Consider the following 20,263-nt stretch of genomic DNA (forward strand, 5'->3'; position numbering starts at 1 on the left):
TTTTTTACGCTTTTTCCACAAAGTCGCTTAATATTTCCCTGACACTTCCACCAAAATCTATTTTAAGTTTTGTTTTGTTTCCCGCTTTATTTATTCCTATGATTCTTCCGGTTCCGAATACTTTATGTTTGACAAGGGTGCCGTTTTTTATTCCGCTGCTTTCTTTTAAATTTACCCTTTCTCCTTTAATCAAGCCTGCTTCAGTTAAAAATCTGCTTTTTTGGACATGGCTTCTTGAACCTCTTACATATCTGCTTTGGGTGTAAGATAATGTCAGTTTTTTTCTGGCTCTTGTGAATGCTACATAAGCAAGTCTTCTTTCTTCTTCTATATCAGCATCGCTAAGCGGGAAAAATCCTTCTTCCAAACCTATAACAAAAATATGGTCAAACTCCAATCCTTTACTTGCATGGATAGTCATTACGTTTATCATTTCATTGGTAATTTTATCCTGGTCGCTTTCAAGGGAAAGTTCGTTTAAAAATTCTCTTATATTCAAATCTTTTTTATCCCTCATTGTTCCGTAAAATTCTTCAACATTTCTTTTTTTGTCTTCATCTTTGTAAGAATTGCTAAAATCAATAATTTCTTCCAGAATCTCAGGAATTTCATCAATATTTTGTTTTGAAAGCATTTCAAGAAAAGATGCGAAATCTTTTAATGATTTGGCTGTTTTTTTACTCAAAAATTCCAGATTGTCCTCTTTTATAAATTCAATATAGCTTTTATCGCCCTTTCTTTGTTCAATTTTAAGTATTGTAGCTTTTCCTATACCCCTTTTGGGCTTGTTTACCACTCTTTTAAAAGAGTATTCATCATGGGAATTTACTATAAGTCTTAAATAGCTTATTAAATCTTTTATTTCTTCTCTTTCATAAAATTTCATACCTCCCACAAGTTTGTAAACTATGCCGTAACTTCTAAGAGCGTCTTCAATTGAGCGTGAAAGTGCGTTAATTCTGTAAAGAACGGCTATTTCCCTTGGGCTTACCCCGTTTTCAATCAACTTTTTTATTCTTTTCGCTATTTCTTCTCCTTCGGCGATTTCATTGTAGCTGGCAATTATTTCAACACCGTCTCCGTCTCCGTTTGCCGAAATAAGTTTTTTACCGTATCTTTGTTTATTGTAGCTTATTAAATTATTGGCTGCTTCGAGTATTTGATTGGTTGAGCGGTAATTTATCTGAAGTTTGACGACTTTTGCCCTGAAGTCTTTTTCGAAATTTAAAATATTTTTGTGGTTTGCCCCCCTGAATCCGTAAATTGACTGGTCGTCGTCTCCAACCACACAGATATTATTGTGATTAATGCAGAGTTTTTTTAATAAAAGAAGCTGTATTTCATTTGTATCCTGATATTCATCCACCATTATATACTGATATTTGTCTGAAATTTCGGAGCATAAATCTTCATTGTTATGTAAAATGTCAAAAGGTAAAAGCAGTAAATCGTCAAAATCAACCAGATTGTTTTCAAGCAAATATTTTTGATATTTATCATAAATATAAGCGAGTTTTTTATAAGTGGTGTCGTTTGCAAGCGAAAAAACCTCATCCGGATTAAGAAAGGAATTTTTATATTTACTTATTTCTTTACTGATAAAATTTGCCGGCAGATCGTTGGAGATGGATTTTATTATTTTTTTCTGGTCGTCTGTGTCTATTATTACAAAATTATTGTCTCTGTTTAATAAATATATATACAGTCTTAAAAACATCAGTCCGAATTTATGAAAAGTTACGAGCAGCGGCGGATGTGCTATGTTTTCTCCGACCATGTTTAAAGCCCTCTCTCTCATTTCCGCGGCGGCTTTGTTTGTAAAAGTGAGTGTGAGTGTGTTTGCGGGGTCTATTCCCAAAGAGAGCAGATAAGCAAGGCGCGTTGTAAGCGTTTTTGTTTTTCCGCTTCCGGCACCCGCAAGTATCAGTAATGCCCCGTCGATATGTGTTGCGGCTTTTTTCTGTTCTTCGTTTAATTCTTCTAAAAAATACAAAATTTGCCTTTTTTTATTAATTATAACAAATTTTTATAAAAAAATAAAAAATTAATTTATAATTTAATTTTTATTATGTTATAATTTTTTATTATATTTAAAGGAAAAGTATGAGCATTAAATATTTGGACAAAATATATACTTTTTTGGTTATTTACAAAGAGTCTTCGTTTTCAAAAGCAAGCAGGGTTTTGGGGATTTCCCAGCCGGCGGTTACACAGCAGATAAGAATTTTGGAAGATTTTTTGGGTGTGAGTCTTTTTGAAAGAAAAAAAACTGGCGTTCTGCTTACAAAAGAAGGTCAGGAATTTTTAAAATATGCCAGGGATTTTGAAAAATTTTTAAATAATTTTGAAAAAAAAATTAAAGAATTCAAAAAAATGGATACACCTTTTTTGATAGGTGCGTCCCCTACTGTTGGTAATTATAATCTGCCTGAATGTATTAAATATTTTCAGTCTTTAATAAACAAAGATATTAATCTGATTATTAAAAGCAATAATGAATTATTGGAAGATGTGGAAAAAAAAGCTCTGGATTTGGCGTTTGTTACCAAAAAGAATAAAAACTCTCTTTTTTATGAAGAATGGATAGAAGATGAACTGGTTGTTTTTTCCAATAAACCGCTTCCTCCCAAAATAAGTATTGATGAACTTAAAAAATATAAAATGATATGCAGGGAGCCAAATTCCTCTACGAGGGAGTTTGTGAAAAAAATGTTTGAAGCTAAGGAATTTGAGTGCGATATGTTAAATATTATAAGCGTTGTTCATAATTCCACAGCTTTAAAATACACGGTTTTAAATTCATCCGAGCAGGTAGTTTCCATTATTTCGAAATCGGTTATCAAAGGGGAGCTTAAAAATAAAAAATTGTTTGCTTCAAAAATAAAAGATATGAATCTAAAAAGAAAAACATATGTTGCATACAGGGAAAAAACAAAAGAAATAGAAGCTATTTTAAATTTTATTCATCAATAAATTTTTTATTTCTCGGATTTATTGCAAACGGATTTTTCGGCTTTTGCGGTTTTGGAAGCGTGGCGGCAATATTTATAAATAAAGGAGATTCCCCTTCGGTTATTTGAATAATATTTTCAACAGGAACGCTTACAACACTTCCGAAATTCTCTTCTCCGAATCCGGCTTCGAAAATTAATTTTTCATTTTCGATATATGAACTTTCGAGTGTATAATTTGCCAAAGTAAATATTATTACCTCTTTAAATACACTTGAGATATGTTCCGGAAGGGCAGGATTAAAGTTTATGCCGTTTAAAGAGCATAAGATATTAAAAGGTCTGTTTATTTCAAGCAAAAGAGATAAAATTTCTTTTGCATGTTTTGTTTTTAAATTTCTAAATTCCCGTGTTTCAATTATCATCTATAAGCCTTTCAAATTCGTTTAACATATCTTTTACGAATTCAATTCCGTTTTGCCAGAAACTTTCATCTTCTATATTCAGATCAAACATTTCCAGCTGTTTTTTCGGAGGTATGCTTCCCCCCTGGGAGAGGAATTTAATATATTTTTCTTCAAAATTATTAAATCCCTCTTTATTTAATTTAAACAGTGTAAGAACAAGCAGCTGGGCATATGAATAAGCATAGCAGTAAAACGGGGAATGAATAAAATGAGGGATATAACTCCACCAGATTTCATAATTTTTGGTAAGTGTTACGCTCTCTTTAAACATTTTTTTATTTTCTTCCATCCATAATTTATTATATTCTTCTTCGGATAATTCATCGGCTTCATGTACTTTTCTTTCGAAATTTGTAAATACAATCTGTCTAAAAAGTGTGGCAAAAATATCTTCGAGTTTACCTGCATAAACCCCGATTAACTCTTCTTTTGTGAGTGAATTTTTAATTTTTTCAAATAAAAGCATTTCAGAAAAAATGCTTGCAGTCTCCGCCGTTGTAAGGGGTGTGTCCTGATTGATATATCCGACTTCCCGTGAGAGATATTGATGAATTGCATGGCCTAATTCGTGAGCAAGCGTAAATACATCCCTTCTTTGGGAAGTGAAATTAAGAAGTACATACGGATGCGCTTTTGGTGTGGCCGAGTGGGAAAACGCACCTCCTCTTTTGCCTTCTTTTGGATATACGTCAATCCATTTTTCTTCGAACGCTTTTTTGGCAATTTCATAAAAAGTGTCCGAAAAATCTTTGAAACTCTCAAGCACCAAATTTTTGGCTTCATCAAAAGTAATTTCTTTTTCTTTTATATTCAAAGGGGCGTATCTGTCATAATCGTAAAGTTTATCTAAACCGAGGAGCTGTTTTTTAATACTGTAATATTTTTCCACAATCCATGTGTTTTCATTAACCGTATTAACCAAAGCGTCAACACTTTTTTTAGAAACTCTGTTACTTAAATGTCTCGGAGCTTCGATGTTTTCATATCCCCTGATTTCCACATATTCTATTTTCCAGTCTTTTTTTATCTGATTGTAAATATAGGCTAAAATATGCTGATGGGGTTTGAGTCCGAGTGTAAGGGCGATTTGTGCCTTTTTTCTTTCATTTCTCTCAGGTGAATAGAGTTTGCTTAATATTTCTTCTTCGCTCAGATATTTGCCGTCAAAAAAGAATTTAAGTTTGCTTAAATGCTCATCAAATAGCCTGGAAAACGCCGAAGAGCTTGTCAAATCTTTTTTCATTAATATTTTTTCTTCTTTTTCACTTAGTTTATAATAACTTTCTTCTTGCAAATGAATTAAATAATATTTGTAAATTCCCGAATTATCAATAAATTTTTGCTGTTTATCAATAGGGAGATGAATAAATTCAAGCTCAAAAAAAACCAGATGTTCCTGTGCTTTTGTGGCAATTTCCTGAAATTTTGATAAAAAACTCCCTTTACTTGTATCGGTTGCAAATATAAGATATATATAAGTTAAACTTCTTCCTATATTTTCCAGAATATCTTCGTATTCCTTTAAGACCTCAATAAATTCATCGGCGGATAATGTATAAAGTCTGTTTTTATATTTTTTTTCAAAATCCGCCGCCCTGAAAGAAGCCTCTTTTAAAAATTCTTCGGCTTCGGGTATTGAATTAAATAGTGCACTTAAATCCCAGTTCATTTTTATCCTTTTTTATCTAATTATATCAAATTCCTCTATTTCCTTAAATCCCAAAATTGCATTGATCATTGCCATTTTTTTAAAATAAAGCAAATCGTAAATATGAATATTTTCTTTTTTTATTAATCCTTTTTCAAGCAGCTCTTGCCTTTTTGTGCCTTTTAGCAAAGGATATTTTGGTGTTATCCATTCACTTCCCGTAAAAAAAGCGAGATTTGAAATGGTGGTATCGGTTATAAGAGAGTTTTTTACTAAAATAAATTCATCAAAATCAATGGAAAATGTAGAGTGGAGAATGGAAAATGCTTTTCTGTTTTTATATTTAAAAGGATAATTAAAACCAATTTCTACAATTTTAAATTTTCTAAAATTTCTTTTTTTTATTGGAAAAACTTCAATATTTCTTATTCCATCATATGAATATGTTATTCTTACTCTTGCATTATCTAAATCATTAAAATTTAACTTTTCACTTTTAATTTTTAATTTTTCACTATTAAAAAAATGTTTAAGTGTTTTTTCCATTCTTTTTAGATGATAATTTAAATTTTGAATTTTTCCGTTTTTAACTAAAACTGTTTCAATAAATTCCATTTTTTCTCCATTGATTAAAATTTATACAAAAAATTTTTCACTTTAAATTTTATTTAAAGTATAATACTAAAAACAAAAAAGGAGAGCAAATGGAAAACGCAAAAAAATTTTTACAAGAATGCAAAGAAAAAGAGATAGAATTTATCGATTTCAGATTTACAGATATAAAAGGGGTGTTGCATCATGTGGCTTATGACATAGACAGCATTGATGCTGAAGTGTTGACACACGGTATTCCTTTTGACGGAAGTTCAATTCCTGCATGGCAGCCTATTAACAATTCAGATATGATTTTAAAACCGGATTTTGAAATAGGAACACATTTTGTGGATCCTTTCACAGCTGACCCTACAATGGTTGTTTTTTGTGATGTTTTAAATACAGACGGGACTCCATATGAAAAATGTCCTAGAAGCATTGCAAAAAACGCATTAAAATATATGGAAGAGCAGGGTATTGCGGATGCGGCTTATTTCGGCCCTGAAAATGAATTTTTTGTGTTTGATAATGTAATTATCAGAGATGAAATCAACTCCCAGTGCTACGAAGTTGATAGCAGTGAGGGTGTATGGAATGACTATGCAGATTTTGGAGATGAACTGAATATTGGTCACAGACCGAGAACAAAAGGAGGATACTTTCCGGTGCCACCGGTTGATTCCATGATGGATTTAAGAGCTGAAATGGTGAAAGTTTTAAAAGAAGTAGGACTTGAAACATTCGTTGTTCACCATGAAGTCGGACAGGCTCAGGGAGAAATAGGTGTTAAATTCGGAACATTGGTAGAAGCTGGGGACAATGTTCAAAAACTTAAATATGTTGTAAAAATGGTTGCCCATTTAAACGGAAAAACAGCCACATTTATGCCAAAACCTTTATACGGAGATAACGGTAACGGAATGCATACGCACCAGTCTTTATGGAAAAACGGTAAAAATCTTTTCTATGACGCCAACGGATATGCACATTTAAGCGATGTGGCTAAAAAATATATAGCGGGTGTGTTCGAACATGCGAATGCGGTTGCTGCGTTTACAAACGCTTCTATGAATTCATACAAAAGACTTCAACCTGGATTTGAAGCGCCTAATATTTTGGCTTTCAGTGCAAAAAACAGAAGCGCAAGCTGCAGAATTCCGTGGGGTGCAGGTGAAAAATCTGTAAGAACAGAATTCAGATTCCCTGACAGTACCTCAAACCCTTATTTGGCATTTACGGTAATGATGTTGGCCGGACTTGACGGAATTAAAAATAATCTTGAAATTTATGATGCGGCAAAAGAACCTTTAAATGAAGATTTGTTTGAACTTAGTCTTGATGAAATCAAAGAGAGGGGAATAAGAACGCTTCCAGCGACTTTAAGAGAAGCTATTTATGCCGTTGAAGACGAACTTAAAAATCCCGATAGCTTTTTAAAAGCAAAACTAAAAGACGGAACACAGGTATTCAGCGACGAATTTATAAAAACATATATTGATTACAAATACGAAACAGAAATTATTCCAATTGAAGGAAGACCGCATCCGTATGAATTTATAACTTCATACTCATGCTAATTTTCTCCTTTTTTTCTTTTTTAAAGCGGAATGTAAACTTTATTAATCATCTCTTCATATTCTTGTTTTATATTGCTGTCTATTGTTATTCCGCCGCCGCTTTTATATATATAGTGAGTAGTGAGTAGTGAATAGTGAGTGGTGAGTTGTGAGTTGTGAGTAGTGGGTTGTGAGCTTGGTTTTTCAATATAACGAATTATTACGGCGCTCTCAAGAAATGTTTTTTCATCAGTAATCCCAAAAATTCCGGTATAAAAACCTCTTTCGTAACCTTCAATCCTTTTTATAATTTCAACGGTTTTTTTCTTTGGTGTGCCGCTTATACTGCCGGCAGGAAGTATTTTTAAAATCATTTCAAGCCAGTTTTTCTGCCAGTTATTTAATGTCGCTTCGATTTCGCTGCTAACCTGCAAGAGTTCTTTATCTCCTGCTTTTATTTTATCGATAAAGCGGAATTTATTTACTTTTATATTTTTTCCAATAATACCTAAATCATTTCTTAATAAATCTACAACCATGGTATGTTCGGCCATCTCTTTTTCATTATTTAATATAAGTTTTTTTGCCTGTGGAATATGGGCTTCAATTGTACCTTTCATAGGGTATGTATATATTTTGTTATTTTTTATTTTTATAAATCTTTCAGGAGAAAAACATACAAATTTATTTTTAAAATATAATTTAAAAGGGGCTTTTGCCCAGTAAAATATGCTTAATAAATCCCAGTTTGTCTGAATTTTTGTAGGAAATGTAAGGTTTAAAAGATATGTGTTTCCGTTTTTAATTTCTTCAATTACTTCATTGAAAGCTTTTTTGTATCTATCAAAACTTATCGGATATTTTTTAAAAATAAGTTCTTTTTTTTCAGGTTTTTTAGGCAGTAATTTAAAATTAGGAAAAGTAAAATAGATATTTTTTAAATTTTTAACTTCATCAATAAAAATATTTCCGTCAAAATCTATTAAAAAAAATTTCATTTTTTATTTAACTTAACAAATATTTAAGTATTCCCATTCTCACCGCAACACCGTTTTTTACCTGCTCAAGCACCAAACATCTTTTATCTCTCAACACTTCATCATCAATATCTATATTTCTGTGAACAGGCCCCGGATGCATTATAAAGATATTTTTATCTTTAATTAATTCTTTTGTAATTTTAAAATTCTGGGCATAATCTTCAAGAGAAGCAAATGTGGCGTTTTGATGTCTTTCAGTCTGGGTTCTAAGACTGATTATTGCATCACTTTTTTCAATTGCCTCTTTTAAATTATATGTAGTTTTTAAATGTGTTTTTGGTAAAAACTGAGGGGGACCCACTAAAATAACATTTGCCCCAAACCTACTAAAGAGTTCAATATCGGAATTTGCAACCCTTGAATTTCTGATATCCCCTACGATTGATATTGTTTTGCCTTCAAGTGAATTCCATCTTTGAAGCAATGTAAACAAATCAAGAAGCCCCTGGGTGGGATGCTGGTGGGCTCCGTCGCCCGCATTGATAATGGAGCATTTAACATAACGTGAGAGAATTTTTGGAACACCTGATCGGTTGTGTCTTACCACAATTGCATCTGGTCCCATAGCATCAAGGTTTGCAGCGGTATCGTATAAAGTTTCTCCTTTTGCAGTTGAACTTCTTGCCACATCCAGGTTAACCACATCAGCACCTAATCTTTTTGCTGCAATTTCAAAGCTACTTCTTGTACGGGTGGAATTTTCAAAAAAAATATTTATAATCAGTTTGCCTTTTAAATCGTCTCTTTTTTTTTCATCTAAAAAATTTTTCGCATATGTGAATATTTGTAATATTTCATCTTTTTTTAAATCTTTTGTATGAGTTAAATGTTTTGACATTTAATTCCTTTTTTGTATAATTTTACTATATCTTTAAAAAAAGGAGAAGTTATGGGTTTTGGAACAGTTTTATCAAGTGCATTTATTACAGCTTTAGCTTTTGTTGTTATAATGTATGTTTTACTTTTTAAAAGTTCGCCAGAAAATTAATTTTTCAGTTTTAAATATACGCGCAAGGGGGGTGGATACCCCTCTATTGTTTTACTTTGATCAATACTCAAAAAATGATTTAAACTTTCACCTTCAATCCATTCAGTTTTACGCTGTTCTTTAGTAGTTGTGTATCTTTTCCCTAAAAATTCTATATTTTTAAATTTTGCTTTTTTTAGCCAGTTATAAAGCGTTTTTAAAGTAGGTATAAAATAAACATTTTTCATTTTTGCATATCTTACGGGACTTAGGGCGATTTCTTCTTCTCCTTCAATAATAAGGGTATCCAAAATAACCTCTCCTTTTTCCTTTAGTCCTTTTTTTAATTCTTTTAGCATTGTAATAGGGTCGGGTCTGTGATACAAAACACCCATACAAAATATAGTGTCAAATTTTTTATTATATAATGGGATATGTTCCACTCCTAATAGTTTATATGAAATATCGCTTTTTATAAATTTGTTTATAAATTCAAATTGAAGATTAAATAAAGCACTTGGGTCAAATATTTCTATACTTTTAGGATTCATTTCAAGCATTCTAAAAGCATAATATCCGTTGTTTCCCCCAACGTCTAAAATGTCCTTATTTTCTAAATGTAGATAAGGTTTAATAATATTCCATTTTATATAACTTTTCCATTCTGTATCTATAAAAATATCGTTTATTTTAAACGGCCCTTTTCTCCAGGGCTTTAGCATCTTTGCTATTTCTAAAATTTCTTTATCATCTTTTTCAGTTTCAATTTTAATTACATCATCTAATATATACTTGGAGCTTGGAACTTGAAACTTGGCTACTTTTTCATAAATCGGTTTTATATTTTTCCATTCAAACCATTTTTGCCTTTCTTTTAGTATATCTTCAATATTTAATTTATTATCCATTATACATTCTCCATTAATTGCAGTTTAGACATATTTTTTTCTTTTTATGTTTGAAATTATATATATTGTTATCGCATTTTTTATAATATACTCCATATAAATCATAATTTTCGTGACACTGAGGATAATAATTCAAAGAAACTCCCTCTTTATTTACACATCCAAGGAAAAAAAATGGTAATATAATCAATAGATATTTCATAAAAAAACCTTTTTTTAAATTATACCAAAGGATAAAAATGGAAGTGCTTAAAATATTTGAAAAAATAACAAAAATTCCCCATTGCAGCGGTAAAACAGAAAAATTAAGAGAATTTATTATTGAATATGCAAAAACACAGGGTTATTGTGTAAAAGTGGATAAAGCGGGAAATATTTTGGCTTTCAGTGAAAAACCTGTTATTTGTCTACAGTCCCATATAGATATGGTATGTGTTGGAAAAGCTCCGGATATTGAAATTGAAAGTGACGGAGAATGGATATGTGCTAAAAACTCATCACTCGGGGCTGATAACGGAATAGGTGTGGCAATTATGCTTTATTTAATGAAAAAATATAAAAATATCGAATATCTTTTTACTAATGACGAGGAAATAGGACTTATCGGGGCGTTTAATTTAGAACTTAAAATAAATTCCCCATATCTTCTTAATTTTGACAGCGAAGATGAAAATATTTATATAGGATGTGCCGGAGGGGTTGACGCTGTTATAAACTATCCTTTAAAGAGGGTAAAAAAGAAAGGCTTTTTAGCCGATATCAGTATAGATAATCTCCCAGGTGGTCACAGCGGGGTTGATATACACAAAAATATACCCAACGCCATTAAAGAGCTGGCTTTTGATGTAAATGAAGTTGCGGAAATTAGGGGAGGGGAAAGGAGAAACTCCATTGCCAAAAGCGCGAAGGCAAAAGAATTTTTTGAAAACAGTTACGGCAGAGAAACAGAAATTTTTGACGGGGATTATATAAAATTTTTAAAAAATCTGCCTCACGGGGTTTTGGAATATGACTTTGAATTTAATGTCGTAAATAAATCAATTAATTTAGCAACAGTTGAAAATGAAAAAATAAACCTCTCCCTGCGTGCCAATTCAAATGAAGCTTTAGATGAGGTAAAAGAATATTTAAAATCCAAAGCAGGAGGGGCTGAAATTAAATTTGAAGGAGAATATCCTGCATGGAAACCTGAAATCAGCAAGCTTGCCGAAATGCTAAAAGAACTTACAAATTTTGATTTTAAGGTTATACACGCCGGGCTTGAATGTGCCGTGCTTAAAAATAAATTTCCAGACGTTTCCATGGCATCAATAGGTCCTGTCATAGAAAATCCGCATTCAGTAAGAGAAAGGGTAAATATAAAATCAATTCAAAAAACTGTGGCTACGGTAGAAAAACTGTTACAAAAAGTTACAAAAAATTAAATAAAAATTAATAAAAAACGACCTTTTTTATCTGAAAGAGTATGATAATAATAGAAAATAAAAAAGGTTGCAAATGAATATGTATAAAATTATTTCCGGATTTTTCTTTATTCTTGCCATGACCATCAATTTCGGGTTTTTTTACGGTGACCCCACTGTAATTGAGCAGCACAGCGCCTGGGAGCTTTTTTTTGCAATTATTGTAAATTTAGTCGCCACGACAATGAAACTGGGTGATAAAACTCAGCTAGGAGCTGTTTTGCTTGCAACAAGTCTGGTTGCTGATTTACAGCTTATACTTTCATCCGTGGTTTGGGCTGTATCACTTTACGGTTTTAAAAATTTTGATGTCACGACTGCAGTTACAATAGTGTCACTATCAGGAGGAGCACTGCTTGCAAATATTGTTTCTGTTATTTTATTTATGGCTGATACCATTAAATCAAAAAGATAAAAATGAATAATCAGGCAATCTGGATTATTTTAAAAAAATTAAGGGCTCCTTTTCTGGTTTTACTGCTTACCTTTTCCATTTCTATAGCAGGGCTTATGTTAATTCCTGCGGTGGATAATCAGGGGCATATTTATCATCTTAATTTTTTCGATGCGTTTTATTTTGTAAGTTATATGGCTACTACCATAGGATTCGGGGAAGGTCCGTATGCTTTTACATATCCTCAGAAACTGTGGGTGACTTTTTCAATATATTTAACGGTTATTGGATGGTTTTATGCAATAGGAACCATTGTGGCGCTGATTCAGGACGAATCACTTAAAAAGGCTATTAATATAGGAAAATTTATTAAACAGGTAAAATCTTTAAGGGAAGAGTTTTTTATTGTTTTGGGATATAACAGAATTACAAAAGAGATTATAAACAATTCAGATTTTAGATTTGTTGTTATAGACAAAAGTGAAGTTAAAACAGATGAACTGAATTTGGAAAATTTCAATCCGATTGTGCCTGCTATTGCCGGAGACGCTACAAATGAAATTATTTTAAAATATGCAGGAATAGAGTCAAAATACTGCAGGGGCGTTATATCTCTTTTTGAAAATGATGCAAAAAATATGCAAATAGCCACAATATGTAAACTATTAAATCCAAATGTTGATTTAATTGTAAAAGCCACTTCAAAAAGTCAGGAGGATTATTATAAATCACTTGGGATTAAATATATTAAAAATCCTTTTAAAATAATTTCAGAAAGGATTTTTCTGAATCTCACCAAACCGTATATATGGCTTTTGGAACTTTGGGCTTTCGGGCATAAATTAATGTTGGAAAAAAATGATTTTTTACCCAAAGGCAAATATCTGATTTGCGGATACGGAAGGATGGGACAGGCTTTGGAAAACGGATTAAAAAGAGCGAATATGCAGTTTGATATTTTAAAAATAGAAACAGAAAATTATGAAAAAGAAAAAGGAACGGTAATTTTTGGAGATGAAGAAGACAGAAAATTACTTGAAAAATTAGATATTAAAAATACACAGGCTATAATCGCCGCTACCAATAACGATTTATTGAATTTAACTATTATTAACAAAGCAAAAAAATTAAATCCGTCCATATATACTATTGCAAGGGAAAATTCCCTGGATGATATTACTATTTTTCAGGCTGCTAAAATTGACAGAATCTATGTTTTGGAAAAAATTACGGCCGAATATACAATTACAAATATTTCCAGGCCTTTGGTGGACTCTTTTATTAATGAAATAAGAAAAAAAGAAAACAGCTGGGCCGAGGTAATAGTTAATATGTTAAGAAACATAGCGGGGGACGACCCTCTTTATTACGAAATCACAATAAATAAAGAGAATGCATACGCCCTTATGTTAAAACTTCAAAAAAGAAAAATTACATTAGGCGATATTAGAAAATCAAGGGAAAACAGAAACGAACTTTTACATATTGTTTATCTGCTTTTGAAAAGGGGTGAGAATATTATTCTTATGCCGAGCCCCGATACGGAAATTCAGGAAAACGACAAACTGCTGATTGCTTCCGATAATGAAAATCTGGAAGATTTTGAATATATCATAAATAATATTTATGAGCTTGAATACGTTCTTGGAGAATAAAATTAAAAAAAGGAGAAAAAATGGCAACTAAACTTTTTCAGGGGGTAAAAGAATTTAAAAAAGAGGATTTTGAATCCCATAAAAAACTTTTTAATGAATTAAAAAAAGGCCAGAATCCCCATACTTTTTTTGTCGGGTGCAGCGACAGCAGGGTAGTGCCGAATGTAATTACTAAAACGCTTCCCGGTGAGCTTTTTGTAGTAAGAAATATTGCAAATGTTATTCCCCCCTATAAGGCAAGCGGTGAAACTGCTTACAAATGTACGGCAAGTGCACTTGAATATGCGGTAGAGTATCTGGAAGTCAGAAATATTGTGGTTTGCGGGCACAGTAACTGCGGAGGTTTAAAGGCTCTCTTTTATGATGAGGAAAAATTAAACAAACTTCCTATTGTTAAAAAATGGCTGAGTCTGCTTGATGATGTGAAAAAAAGTGTGGAACATATTGAAGATACAGCTTTTAGGGAATGGGAAATAGAGCATTTGAATATTTTAAAACAGATAGACAATTTAACAACCTATCCGTTTGTTGAAAAACGGTTTAAAGAGGGAAAACTCAAAATTTTTGGCTGGTATTATATAATTGAGACAGGTGAAGTTTACAATTATAATTTTGAAAAAGAAGAATTTGAGCTCATAGTTTAAGGGTTTTTTCTGAAATAATTATATATCCCCATTGCGATTCCTTTTGCAAGATACTGTTCATAAGTAGGATCAAAAAGTCTTTTGGCTTCCAAGGGGTTTGTTAAAAAACCTGTTTCTATGAGAATAGCAGGCATTTGGGTTCCGACTAACACCCAAAAAGGTGCGGGCCTTACGCCTCTATCTATAACGTCTTTGTATTTTTTTCTTAATGAATATAAAACCCCCGCCTGAACGTCTATGGCAAACTTTTGAGACGCTATTATTCTGTCATGATTTAAAAACCCCAAAATTACATTTTGGTCAAGATAATTAAGACCTTTTACCCCTTTGTTTTCTATTTTTGCCACCGAAATAGAACGTTTGTCACGGGTAGGGGAGAGAAAATACGTTGTCACCCCTTTTGTGCTTAAAGAATGATCAGGCGTAATATTACAGTGAATGGAAATAAATAAATCCGCGTGATGGGTGTTTGCAAAATGTGTTCTGTCTCTTAAAGGGATAAAATAATCTCCGTGTCTGGTCAGATATACAATGTAACCCATTTTTTTTAAATCATTATATAAATACTTTGCTATTTTCAAAACCGCAATTTTTTCCATTCTGTGGCCGATTCCTATTCCCCCGCTGTCTTTCCCCCCGTGTCCCGGGTCAATTACTATAATTTTTTGTCTGAATGCTTTTGGCATAACAAGTGTTTTCATTTTTTGCTTTTTATTGTCTGTTAAATAGATAATTAATTTTTTATTTTCTATTTTATATTTGATTTTTTTTGAATAAATGACCACTCTTACCGTAATTTTATTGAACTGCGCCGTTTTTATTTTTATATTTTTTATTTTTTTTGAAAAAGGTTTTGAAATAACAGCATTTGGGATATCGAAAACATTAATATATTTTTTTAAAATAAAATGTTTTACCTTATTGGCCGGTAAAGTAATTATAAAAGGATTTGAAGATATAATTTTTATATAATTTTTTTTTGGTCTGTTATTTGGTGTAATATCTTCTTTTTTTGATTTTTTAATAACTTTTGGCTTTTGGTAGAGTCTTTTATATTTGTTTTCATATTCTTTTACGTCAAAATTCAAATATTTTCCGCATTCAATCAAGTTTTTAAGGGCTTTGATTTCCTGTTTTTTATTATTATCAAGTATAGAGGAAATATAAAGCTGCTGATATTTGTAATAATCTTTGTATGCGCTGTTTACAGAAGAGGTGTTACAGGCGAAAAGAAAAGAAAAAAGAAATATCAAAATAAATTTCATTCTTGAGTGAGCTCTTTTATCAAATCTTTTACATGAATTAATTTATCGGTTTTATATGCGTAAGCACCGCTGAAAAAAAGTCCTAAATTTTCATCACCGAGGTATCCGTCCGCAAGTCTGTCTGCAATACAGTACCCCACTTTTTTTGCCTCTTCACCTCTGTGGCACGGAAAAACACAGTTTGATATACATTTAATTTTTGGCCCTTTTTGTTTTTCAACCAGTTCAATAAGTTTTGTTCTGATTCCCCTTGCCGGGTATCCGACAGGTGATTTCATTAAAACAATATCTTCTTTTTTTGCATTCAAAAGTATTTTTTTCCAGTTTTCACTTGCGTCACATTCATACGTGAGGGCAAATCTAGTCCCCATCTGAACGCCGTTTGCACCTAAATTTAAAAATTTTTCAATATCTTTTTTATCCCATATGCCCCCGGCCGCAATAATAGGAATATTCTTATCCCATTTGTCGACTTCTTCCCTAACATCCGGAACCAGATTTTCAAGCTGGTATTCTTCTTTAAAGCAGTCTTCATATTTGAATCCCTGGTGTCCTCCGCTCAGAGGCCCTTCCACAATTACCGCATCAGGGATTCTTTTATATCTTTTTTCCCATCTTTTGGCTATCAGTCTGAATGCCCTTCCAGTGGAAACTATAGGCACAAGCGCAACATCAGGAAAATCTTTTGTAAATTCTGGCATATCTGTCGGAAGCCCCGCCCCTGTTATTATTATATTGGCCCCGGCAATGCATGAATCGGTTACAACTCTTCCATAATTGTTAATAGCATAAAGCACATTTGCCCCAAGCGGATTACTCCCACATATTTTTCTTGCGTTTTCAAAAATTTTAATCAGACCTTCTTTGGAATAAAAATTTTTTTCATTTAAAGGCCTTCCTTCAACCAGTTCTTTTGCATATTTTTTGTTTTCATAATATCCTGTACCGACAGTGCTTATAACCCCAAGAGCGCCTTCTTTGCTTACATTTCCGGCAAGTTTGTCCCAGCTGATACCAAGTCCCATACCGCCTTGGATAATAGGATGTTTTATTTCCCATTTACCTATTTTAAGAGGCTTTAATTTCATTTGATTCTCACTTTTGCAAATTTTCTTTTTCCTATCTGAAGTATAAATTCCCCGTTTTGTAAATTTATATTGTCATTTATTTTTTCAGAATTTACTCTGACTCCGCCGCCTTTTATATGTCTTCTCGCCTCACTTTTTGAAGAGGCCAGTTTTGTTTGTGTAAGTGCACCGACCACATCAGTAGGATCTAATTCAAATGTCGGTATGTCTTCGGGAATTTCACCTTTTTTGTGAACTTTGTCAAAATGCTCTTTTGCCTTGGTTCCGGCTCCGTTTCCGTGAAATCTGTCAACTATTTCAATTGCAAGCATTTCTTTAATTTCTTTTGGGTTTCTTCCGTTTTTTACTTCGTTTTTTAAGTTTTCAATTTCTTCAATTGATTTGTTGCTTAACAGCTCATACCAATCCCACATCAACTCATCGCTTATTGAAAGAACTTTTGCAAAAATTGTATTTGCATCTTCGGTTATTCCTATATAATTTCCAAGAGATTTACTCATTTTATTAATTCCGTCAAGTCCTACCAAAAGAGGCATCATTATTACGCTTTGCTCTTTGCCTACATTGTATACTTTTTGAAGCCCTCTTCCCATAAGAAGGTTGAATTTCTGGTCTGTCCCGCCTATTTCAATATCGCTTTTAAGTGCAACGCTGTCATATCCCTGGAGCAGTGGATAAATAAATTCGCTTATGGCGATAGGGGCATTGTTTTTAAATCTTTTTTCAAAATCATCACGCTCAAGCATTCTTGCGACCGTGTATGTTGTGGTAAGTTCGACTAATCCTTTTGCACCGAGTCCGTTGAGCCAAACTGAGTTAAAAACAACTTTGGTTTTGTCTTTATCCAAGATTTTAAATACCTGTTCTTTGTATGTTTCGGCATTTTTTTTAACCTCTTCGGGTGTCAGCATTTTTCTTGTTTTGTTTTTTCCGCTCGGGTCTCCTATCTGGGCTGTAAAATCACCAATTAAAAATTGAACGATAGCGCCGTAATTTTGAAAAACCCTCAGTTTTTGCAGGAGTACCGTGTGTCCAAGATGCAAATCCGGGGCAGTCGGGTCAAATCCGGCTTTTATGGTGTAATTTTCACCTTTTTCAAAATAGTTTTTAAGATGTTCTTTTATTCTTTCAAGTCCTATTATTTCGTCACTTCCTCTTTGTATTTCTTTTATGGCGTTTTCCACTTTTTTATCAATATTCATTATTTAATCTCTCCTTTTTTCACTTTGCATTTGTCATCATGGCCGCTCACCACCCCGCCGCTTTGCAATCGGCCGGGCAGACTTTCACCATTTTAATTATTTATTATAGGCATCCTTTTTTGAAACAAATTCTATTATATTGTAATATTTGCTTAATTTTTCTTTTATTGTATCAAAATTTTTTTCGTCAAACACTATTTCGACTTTACAGTTATTTGATTCATTTCCAAGATGGATGGAATGAATAAATATCCCGAAACTTGTTAAAAAATTTATAAATTTTGCAAGTTCCCCTTTTTTATTTTGTAAATTTACAACCAAAATATATCTGTTTTGTTCTTTTTGTATCCATTCCGTAAAAACGGCTTTATCCAGTTTTTTTTCGGCATTATTACAAAATCTGTGATGAATTTCAACTTCTTTCTTGTTAAGTAGGCCTAAAATTTTATCACCGTATTTCGGATGGCAGCAGTAATTAAAAGAAATTTCGTTTATATGTTTGTTTGAAAGAATACGTATATTGCCGAAAATATATTCTTTTAATGTAATATTTTTAAAATAAAGCATATTTCTTTTTCTTATTGTTTTATATATTTTTTTACTTACGTCTTTTAAAAAACTTTCGTCATCTACAATTTTTCCTATATTTTCGCATAAGCCGTTTGCTTTTATCAAAGCCCTTATTTTAATAGTGTCTAAATCAAATATGCCTTTTAGCATGGCAATGGCAAGCTTTCTGTCTATCTCTTTTTCTTTGGCATTGCAAAGTCTTTTTTGTTCGTATTTTGCCTTGCTTGTTTTAAGCGAATTTATCCAGCTGCATCTTGGAATCGGGTTATCGGCTGTTTTTATATTTACAATGTCGCCGGTTTTAAGCTCTGTTAACAAAGAAACCCTTTTTTTATTTATATAGGCTTCAAGAGCCTTGTTGCCTATATCCGTGTGTACGGCATACGCAAAATCAAGTGCCGTGGCCCCCCTTGGAAGGGTGAATGTGTCAAATTTCGGGGAATAAACAACAATGTCTTCGCTGAACAGGTCGTTTTTGGCGAGTTCGTAAAAATCTTCTATGTTTTCGTTGAATTTCAAATCCTCAAGCCATTTTACATTCGGCAAATCGGTGTTCAGTTTATATTTCCAGTGTGCCGCAATCCCAAATTCCGCTTTTTTGTCCATTTTTTGGGTTCTTATCTGAACTTCTATTATAGATGTGCCGTCATATACGGTGGTATGAAGGGTTTGGTATCCGTTTTCTTTTGGAATTGCAATATAATCTTTGAATCTTGAAATTAAAGGTCTGAAATTAAGATGGATAATTCCGAGTGTCTCATAGCATTCAATAGGCTCTTTTACAATAACCCTCACAGCCAGTAAATCAAGAACTTCTTCAATGGAAATGCCTTTTCTCTGCATTTTTAAAAATATTGAATAATAATGCTTTATTCTGCTTTTAATTTCGAAATCCGTTTTTAAAAACCCTTTTTTATACATTAATTCTCTAATTTTAAATGTAAAAGAGTTAAGTTTTTCGTGAAACTCTTCTTTGTGTTTTTTTATATATTCGTCTATTTTATTATATTCTTCGGGTAGTAAATATTTAAAAGACAAATCCTCTATGAGGTTTTTAATAGTGGCAATTCCGAGTCTGTGGGCAATCGGAGCGTAAACCACGAGTGTTTCTTCCGCTATTCTTTTTTGTTTATGGTGTGGCAGGGCCGAGAGGGTTAGCATATTGTGGAGTCTGTCGCAGAGTTTGATAATCAGAACCCTTATATCGTTAACAGAAGTTAAAATCATTTTTCTAAATGTCAGGGCGGATTTTGCAAGTTTTTCATTTGAAGTGGAAGGGGCAAGGGAGTTTCCCCTGATTTCAACTATTTTGGTTAATCCTTCCACAAGTTTAGCAATTTCGTTACCGAATTCATCTTTTATATAATAAATGGTATAATCTGTATCTTCTACAACGTCATGTAAAATCGCAGCGATAATAGGCACTTCTTCATTTATAAAGTAAGCAACCAAAGTAGCCACCAGTATAGGGTGTACAACATAATCCTCACCGCTTTTTCTTTTCTGCCCTGAATGCGCTTTTATTGCGAAATCAAGGGCTTTTCTTATTAGCGGTGTGTCTTTTTTGGATAATAAAAGTTTTTTTGCTCTGTTTACATCTTTTATATTTTTTGCATTTTCAACAAGGTTTAGGAAATCTTCTTTCAAATTTCTTTAACCTTTAAAGCGCCTTTGGCTATTTCAAGTATAGCTATTTCTGTGTATTGTATATTTTTTTTAGGTAAATTTACAAGCGGTTTTGCACCGTTGATGAGTTCTTTTACTCTTTTTGCAATAGCCTGTGATAATAAAAATCTGTCATAATTTACTTTCTCAAGCGCCTCGGCGTTTATTTTTTCTATTCTCATTTTT

At 32.4% G+C, this 20,263-nt stretch carries 18 protein-coding genes; 6 read left to right on the forward strand and 12 right to left on the reverse strand.

The window, feature by feature from the left end; translation table 11 throughout:
• Nucleotides 1-4 precede the first annotated feature (4 nt).
• Nucleotides 5-1,996, reverse strand: coding sequence for an ATP-dependent helicase (locus DZ67_RS0106410; RefSeq protein ID WP_035907193.1), 1,992 nt, complete (start codon nt 1,994-1,996; stop codon nt 5-7).
• A gap of 107 nt (nt 1,997-2,103) precedes the next feature.
• On the opposite strand from DZ67_RS0106410, the gene DZ67_RS0106415 reads away from it, so the two are divergent.
• On the forward strand, nt 2,104-2,973 hold the full coding sequence (locus tag DZ67_RS0106415) for a LysR family transcriptional regulator (protein ID WP_024790913.1): 870 nt from the start codon (nt 2,104-2,106) through the stop codon (nt 2,971-2,973).
• On the opposite strand, the gene DZ67_RS0106420 is transcribed toward DZ67_RS0106415, so the two are convergent.
• The 3 genes from DZ67_RS0106420 to DZ67_RS0106430 are packed head-to-tail and all read right to left on the reverse strand — an operon-like array spanning nt 2,960 to nt 5,681.
• Complete coding sequence (locus tag DZ67_RS0106420; protein WP_024787836.1) at nt 2,960-3,376, reverse strand: hypothetical protein; 417 nt, start codon at nt 3,374-3,376, stop codon at nt 2,960-2,962. The two genes, DZ67_RS0106415 and DZ67_RS0106420, sit on opposite strands and share 14 nt — an antisense overlap.
• Nucleotides 3,366-5,087 carry a M3 family oligoendopeptidase gene (locus DZ67_RS0106425; protein ID WP_024790914.1) on the reverse strand — a complete coding sequence of 574 codons (1,722 nt, stop codon included), beginning with the start codon at nt 5,085-5,087 and terminating at the stop codon, nt 3,366-3,368. The genes DZ67_RS0106420 and DZ67_RS0106425 overlap by 11 nt, the downstream gene beginning before the upstream one ends.
• 12 nt (nt 5,088-5,099) lie before the next feature.
• Nucleotides 5,100-5,681 (reverse strand): aminotransferase class IV, encoded by a 582-nt coding sequence (locus DZ67_RS0106430; protein ID WP_024790915.1) that lies wholly within the window; start codon nt 5,679-5,681, stop codon nt 5,100-5,102.
• Nucleotides 5,682-5,770: 89 nt separating this feature from the next.
• Here DZ67_RS0106430 and glnA point away from each other — a divergent pair, with 89 nt between their 5' ends.
• Nucleotides 5,771-7,237 carry a type I glutamate--ammonia ligase gene (gene glnA, locus DZ67_RS0106435; RefSeq protein WP_024791905.1) on the forward strand — a complete coding sequence of 489 codons (1,467 nt, stop codon included), beginning with the start codon at nt 5,771-5,773 and terminating at the stop codon, nt 7,235-7,237.
• A gap of 20 nt (nt 7,238-7,257) precedes the next feature.
• Here glnA and DZ67_RS0106440 read toward each other — a convergent pair whose 3' ends face one another.
• From DZ67_RS0106440 to cmoB, 3 genes are all read right to left on the reverse strand, one after another.
• Nucleotides 7,258-8,214, reverse strand: coding sequence for an aminodeoxychorismate synthase component I (locus DZ67_RS0106440; RefSeq protein WP_024787840.1), 957 nt, complete (start codon nt 8,212-8,214; stop codon nt 7,258-7,260).
• A 7-nt stretch (nt 8,215-8,221) separates the two neighbouring features.
• Nucleotides 8,222-9,094 carry an aspartate carbamoyltransferase catalytic subunit gene (locus DZ67_RS0106445; protein WP_024787841.1) on the reverse strand — a complete coding sequence of 291 codons (873 nt, stop codon included), beginning with the start codon at nt 9,092-9,094 and terminating at the stop codon, nt 8,222-8,224.
• Between the two features lie 146 nt (nt 9,095-9,240).
• Nucleotides 9,241-10,131, reverse strand: coding sequence for a tRNA 5-methoxyuridine(34)/uridine 5-oxyacetic acid(34) synthase CmoB (cmoB, locus tag DZ67_RS0106455; protein WP_024787842.1), 891 nt, complete (start codon nt 10,129-10,131; stop codon nt 9,241-9,243).
• A 239-nt stretch (nt 10,132-10,370) separates the two neighbouring features.
• Here cmoB and DZ67_RS0106465 point away from each other — a divergent pair, with 239 nt between their 5' ends.
• The 4 genes from DZ67_RS0106465 to DZ67_RS0106480 all read left to right on the forward strand — a co-directional run bounded on the left by DZ67_RS0106465 (nt 10,371) and on the right by DZ67_RS0106480 (nt 14,287).
• Nucleotides 10,371-11,555: a M20/M25/M40 family metallo-hydrolase gene (locus DZ67_RS0106465; RefSeq protein ID WP_035907196.1), complete on the forward strand. Its 1,185-nt coding sequence runs from the start codon at nt 10,371-10,373 to the stop codon at nt 11,553-11,555.
• Between the two features lie 73 nt (nt 11,556-11,628).
• Complete coding sequence (locus DZ67_RS0106470; protein ID WP_024787844.1) at nt 11,629-12,009, forward strand: DUF6394 family protein; 381 nt, start codon at nt 11,629-11,631, stop codon at nt 12,007-12,009.
• Between the two features lie 2 nt (nt 12,010-12,011).
• Nucleotides 12,012-13,643 (forward strand): potassium channel family protein, encoded by a 1,632-nt coding sequence (locus DZ67_RS0106475; RefSeq protein ID WP_024790917.1) that lies wholly within the window; start codon nt 12,012-12,014, stop codon nt 13,641-13,643.
• A gap of 20 nt (nt 13,644-13,663) precedes the next feature.
• The gene (locus DZ67_RS0106480; RefSeq protein WP_024787846.1) at nt 13,664-14,287 is read left to right on the forward strand and encodes a carbonic anhydrase; all 624 of its coding nucleotides are present in this window, start codon (nt 13,664-13,666) and stop codon (nt 14,285-14,287) included.
• Here the strand turns inward: DZ67_RS0106480 and DZ67_RS0106485 are convergent.
• From DZ67_RS0106485 to DZ67_RS0106505, 5 genes are all read right to left on the reverse strand, one after another.
• Nucleotides 14,284-15,552 carry an N-acetylmuramoyl-L-alanine amidase family protein gene (locus DZ67_RS0106485; protein WP_024790918.1) on the reverse strand — a complete coding sequence of 423 codons (1,269 nt, stop codon included), beginning with the start codon at nt 15,550-15,552 and terminating at the stop codon, nt 14,284-14,286. The two genes, DZ67_RS0106480 and DZ67_RS0106485, sit on opposite strands and share 4 nt — an antisense overlap.
• The gene (locus DZ67_RS0106490; RefSeq protein ID WP_024787848.1) at nt 15,549-16,640 is read right to left on the reverse strand and encodes a nitronate monooxygenase; all 1,092 of its coding nucleotides are present in this window, start codon (nt 16,638-16,640) and stop codon (nt 15,549-15,551) included. The genes DZ67_RS0106485 and DZ67_RS0106490 overlap by 4 nt, the downstream gene beginning before the upstream one ends.
• On the reverse strand, nt 16,637-17,842 hold the full coding sequence (tyrS, locus tag DZ67_RS0106495) for a tyrosine--tRNA ligase (protein WP_035907202.1): 1,206 nt from the start codon (nt 17,840-17,842) through the stop codon (nt 16,637-16,639). Before tyrS ends, DZ67_RS0106490 begins: the two co-directional genes overlap by 4 nt.
• 96 nt (nt 17,843-17,938) lie before the next feature.
• Nucleotides 17,939-20,059 carry a RelA/SpoT family protein gene (locus DZ67_RS0106500; protein ID WP_024790919.1) on the reverse strand — a complete coding sequence of 707 codons (2,121 nt, stop codon included), beginning with the start codon at nt 20,057-20,059 and terminating at the stop codon, nt 17,939-17,941.
• The gene (locus DZ67_RS0106505; RefSeq protein ID WP_024787851.1) at nt 20,056-20,259 is read right to left on the reverse strand and encodes a DNA-directed RNA polymerase subunit omega; all 204 of its coding nucleotides are present in this window, start codon (nt 20,257-20,259) and stop codon (nt 20,056-20,058) included. Before DZ67_RS0106505 ends, DZ67_RS0106500 begins: the two co-directional genes overlap by 4 nt.
• Between the last annotated feature and the right edge of the window lie 4 nt (nt 20,260-20,263).

The sequence above is a fragment of the Lebetimonas sp. JS138 genome (assembly GCF_000523335.1).
Classification (GTDB): domain Bacteria; phylum Campylobacterota; class Campylobacteria; order Campylobacterales; family Nautiliaceae; genus Lebetimonas.

Excerpts from the sequence above, each read along its gene's own strand:
- DZ67_RS0106415 (WP_024790913.1), top strand. The coding sequence starts at position 2,104 with ATGAGCATTAAATATTTGGACAAAATATATACTTTTTTGGTTATTTAC.
- DZ67_RS0106420 (WP_024787836.1), bottom strand. The coding sequence starts at position 3,376 with ATGATAATTGAAACACGGGAATTTAGAAATTTAAAAACAAAACATGCA.
- DZ67_RS0106425 (WP_024790914.1), bottom strand. The coding sequence starts at position 5,087 with ATGAACTGGGATTTAAGTGCACTATTTAATTCAATACCCGAAGCCGAA.
- DZ67_RS0106430 (WP_024790915.1), bottom strand. The coding sequence starts at position 5,681 with ATGGAATTTATTGAAACAGTTTTAGTTAAAAACGGAAAAATTCAAAAT.
- glnA (WP_024791905.1), top strand. The coding sequence starts at position 5,771 with ATGGAAAACGCAAAAAAATTTTTACAAGAATGCAAAGAAAAAGAGATA.
- DZ67_RS0106440 (WP_024787840.1), bottom strand. The coding sequence starts at position 8,214 with ATGAAATTTTTTTTAATAGATTTTGACGGAAATATTTTTATTGATGAA.
- DZ67_RS0106445 (WP_024787841.1), bottom strand. The coding sequence starts at position 9,094 with ATGTCAAAACATTTAACTCATACAAAAGATTTAAAAAAAGATGAAATA.
- cmoB (WP_024787842.1), bottom strand. The coding sequence starts at position 10,131 with ATGGATAATAAATTAAATATTGAAGATATACTAAAAGAAAGGCAAAAA.
- DZ67_RS0106465 (WP_035907196.1), top strand. The coding sequence starts at position 10,371 with ATGGAAGTGCTTAAAATATTTGAAAAAATAACAAAAATTCCCCATTGC.
- DZ67_RS0106470 (WP_024787844.1), top strand. The coding sequence starts at position 11,629 with ATGAATATGTATAAAATTATTTCCGGATTTTTCTTTATTCTTGCCATG.
- DZ67_RS0106475 (WP_024790917.1), top strand. The coding sequence starts at position 12,012 with ATGAATAATCAGGCAATCTGGATTATTTTAAAAAAATTAAGGGCTCCT.
- DZ67_RS0106480 (WP_024787846.1), top strand. The coding sequence starts at position 13,664 with ATGGCAACTAAACTTTTTCAGGGGGTAAAAGAATTTAAAAAAGAGGAT.
- DZ67_RS0106485 (WP_024790918.1), bottom strand. The coding sequence starts at position 15,552 with ATGAAATTTATTTTGATATTTCTTTTTTCTTTTCTTTTCGCCTGTAAC.
- DZ67_RS0106490 (WP_024787848.1), bottom strand. The coding sequence starts at position 16,640 with ATGAAATTAAAGCCTCTTAAAATAGGTAAATGGGAAATAAAACATCCT.
- tyrS (WP_035907202.1), bottom strand. The coding sequence starts at position 17,842 with ATGAATATTGATAAAAAAGTGGAAAACGCCATAAAAGAAATACAAAGA.
- DZ67_RS0106505 (WP_024787851.1), bottom strand. The coding sequence starts at position 20,259 with ATGAGAATAGAAAAAATAAACGCCGAGGCGCTTGAGAAAGTAAATTAT.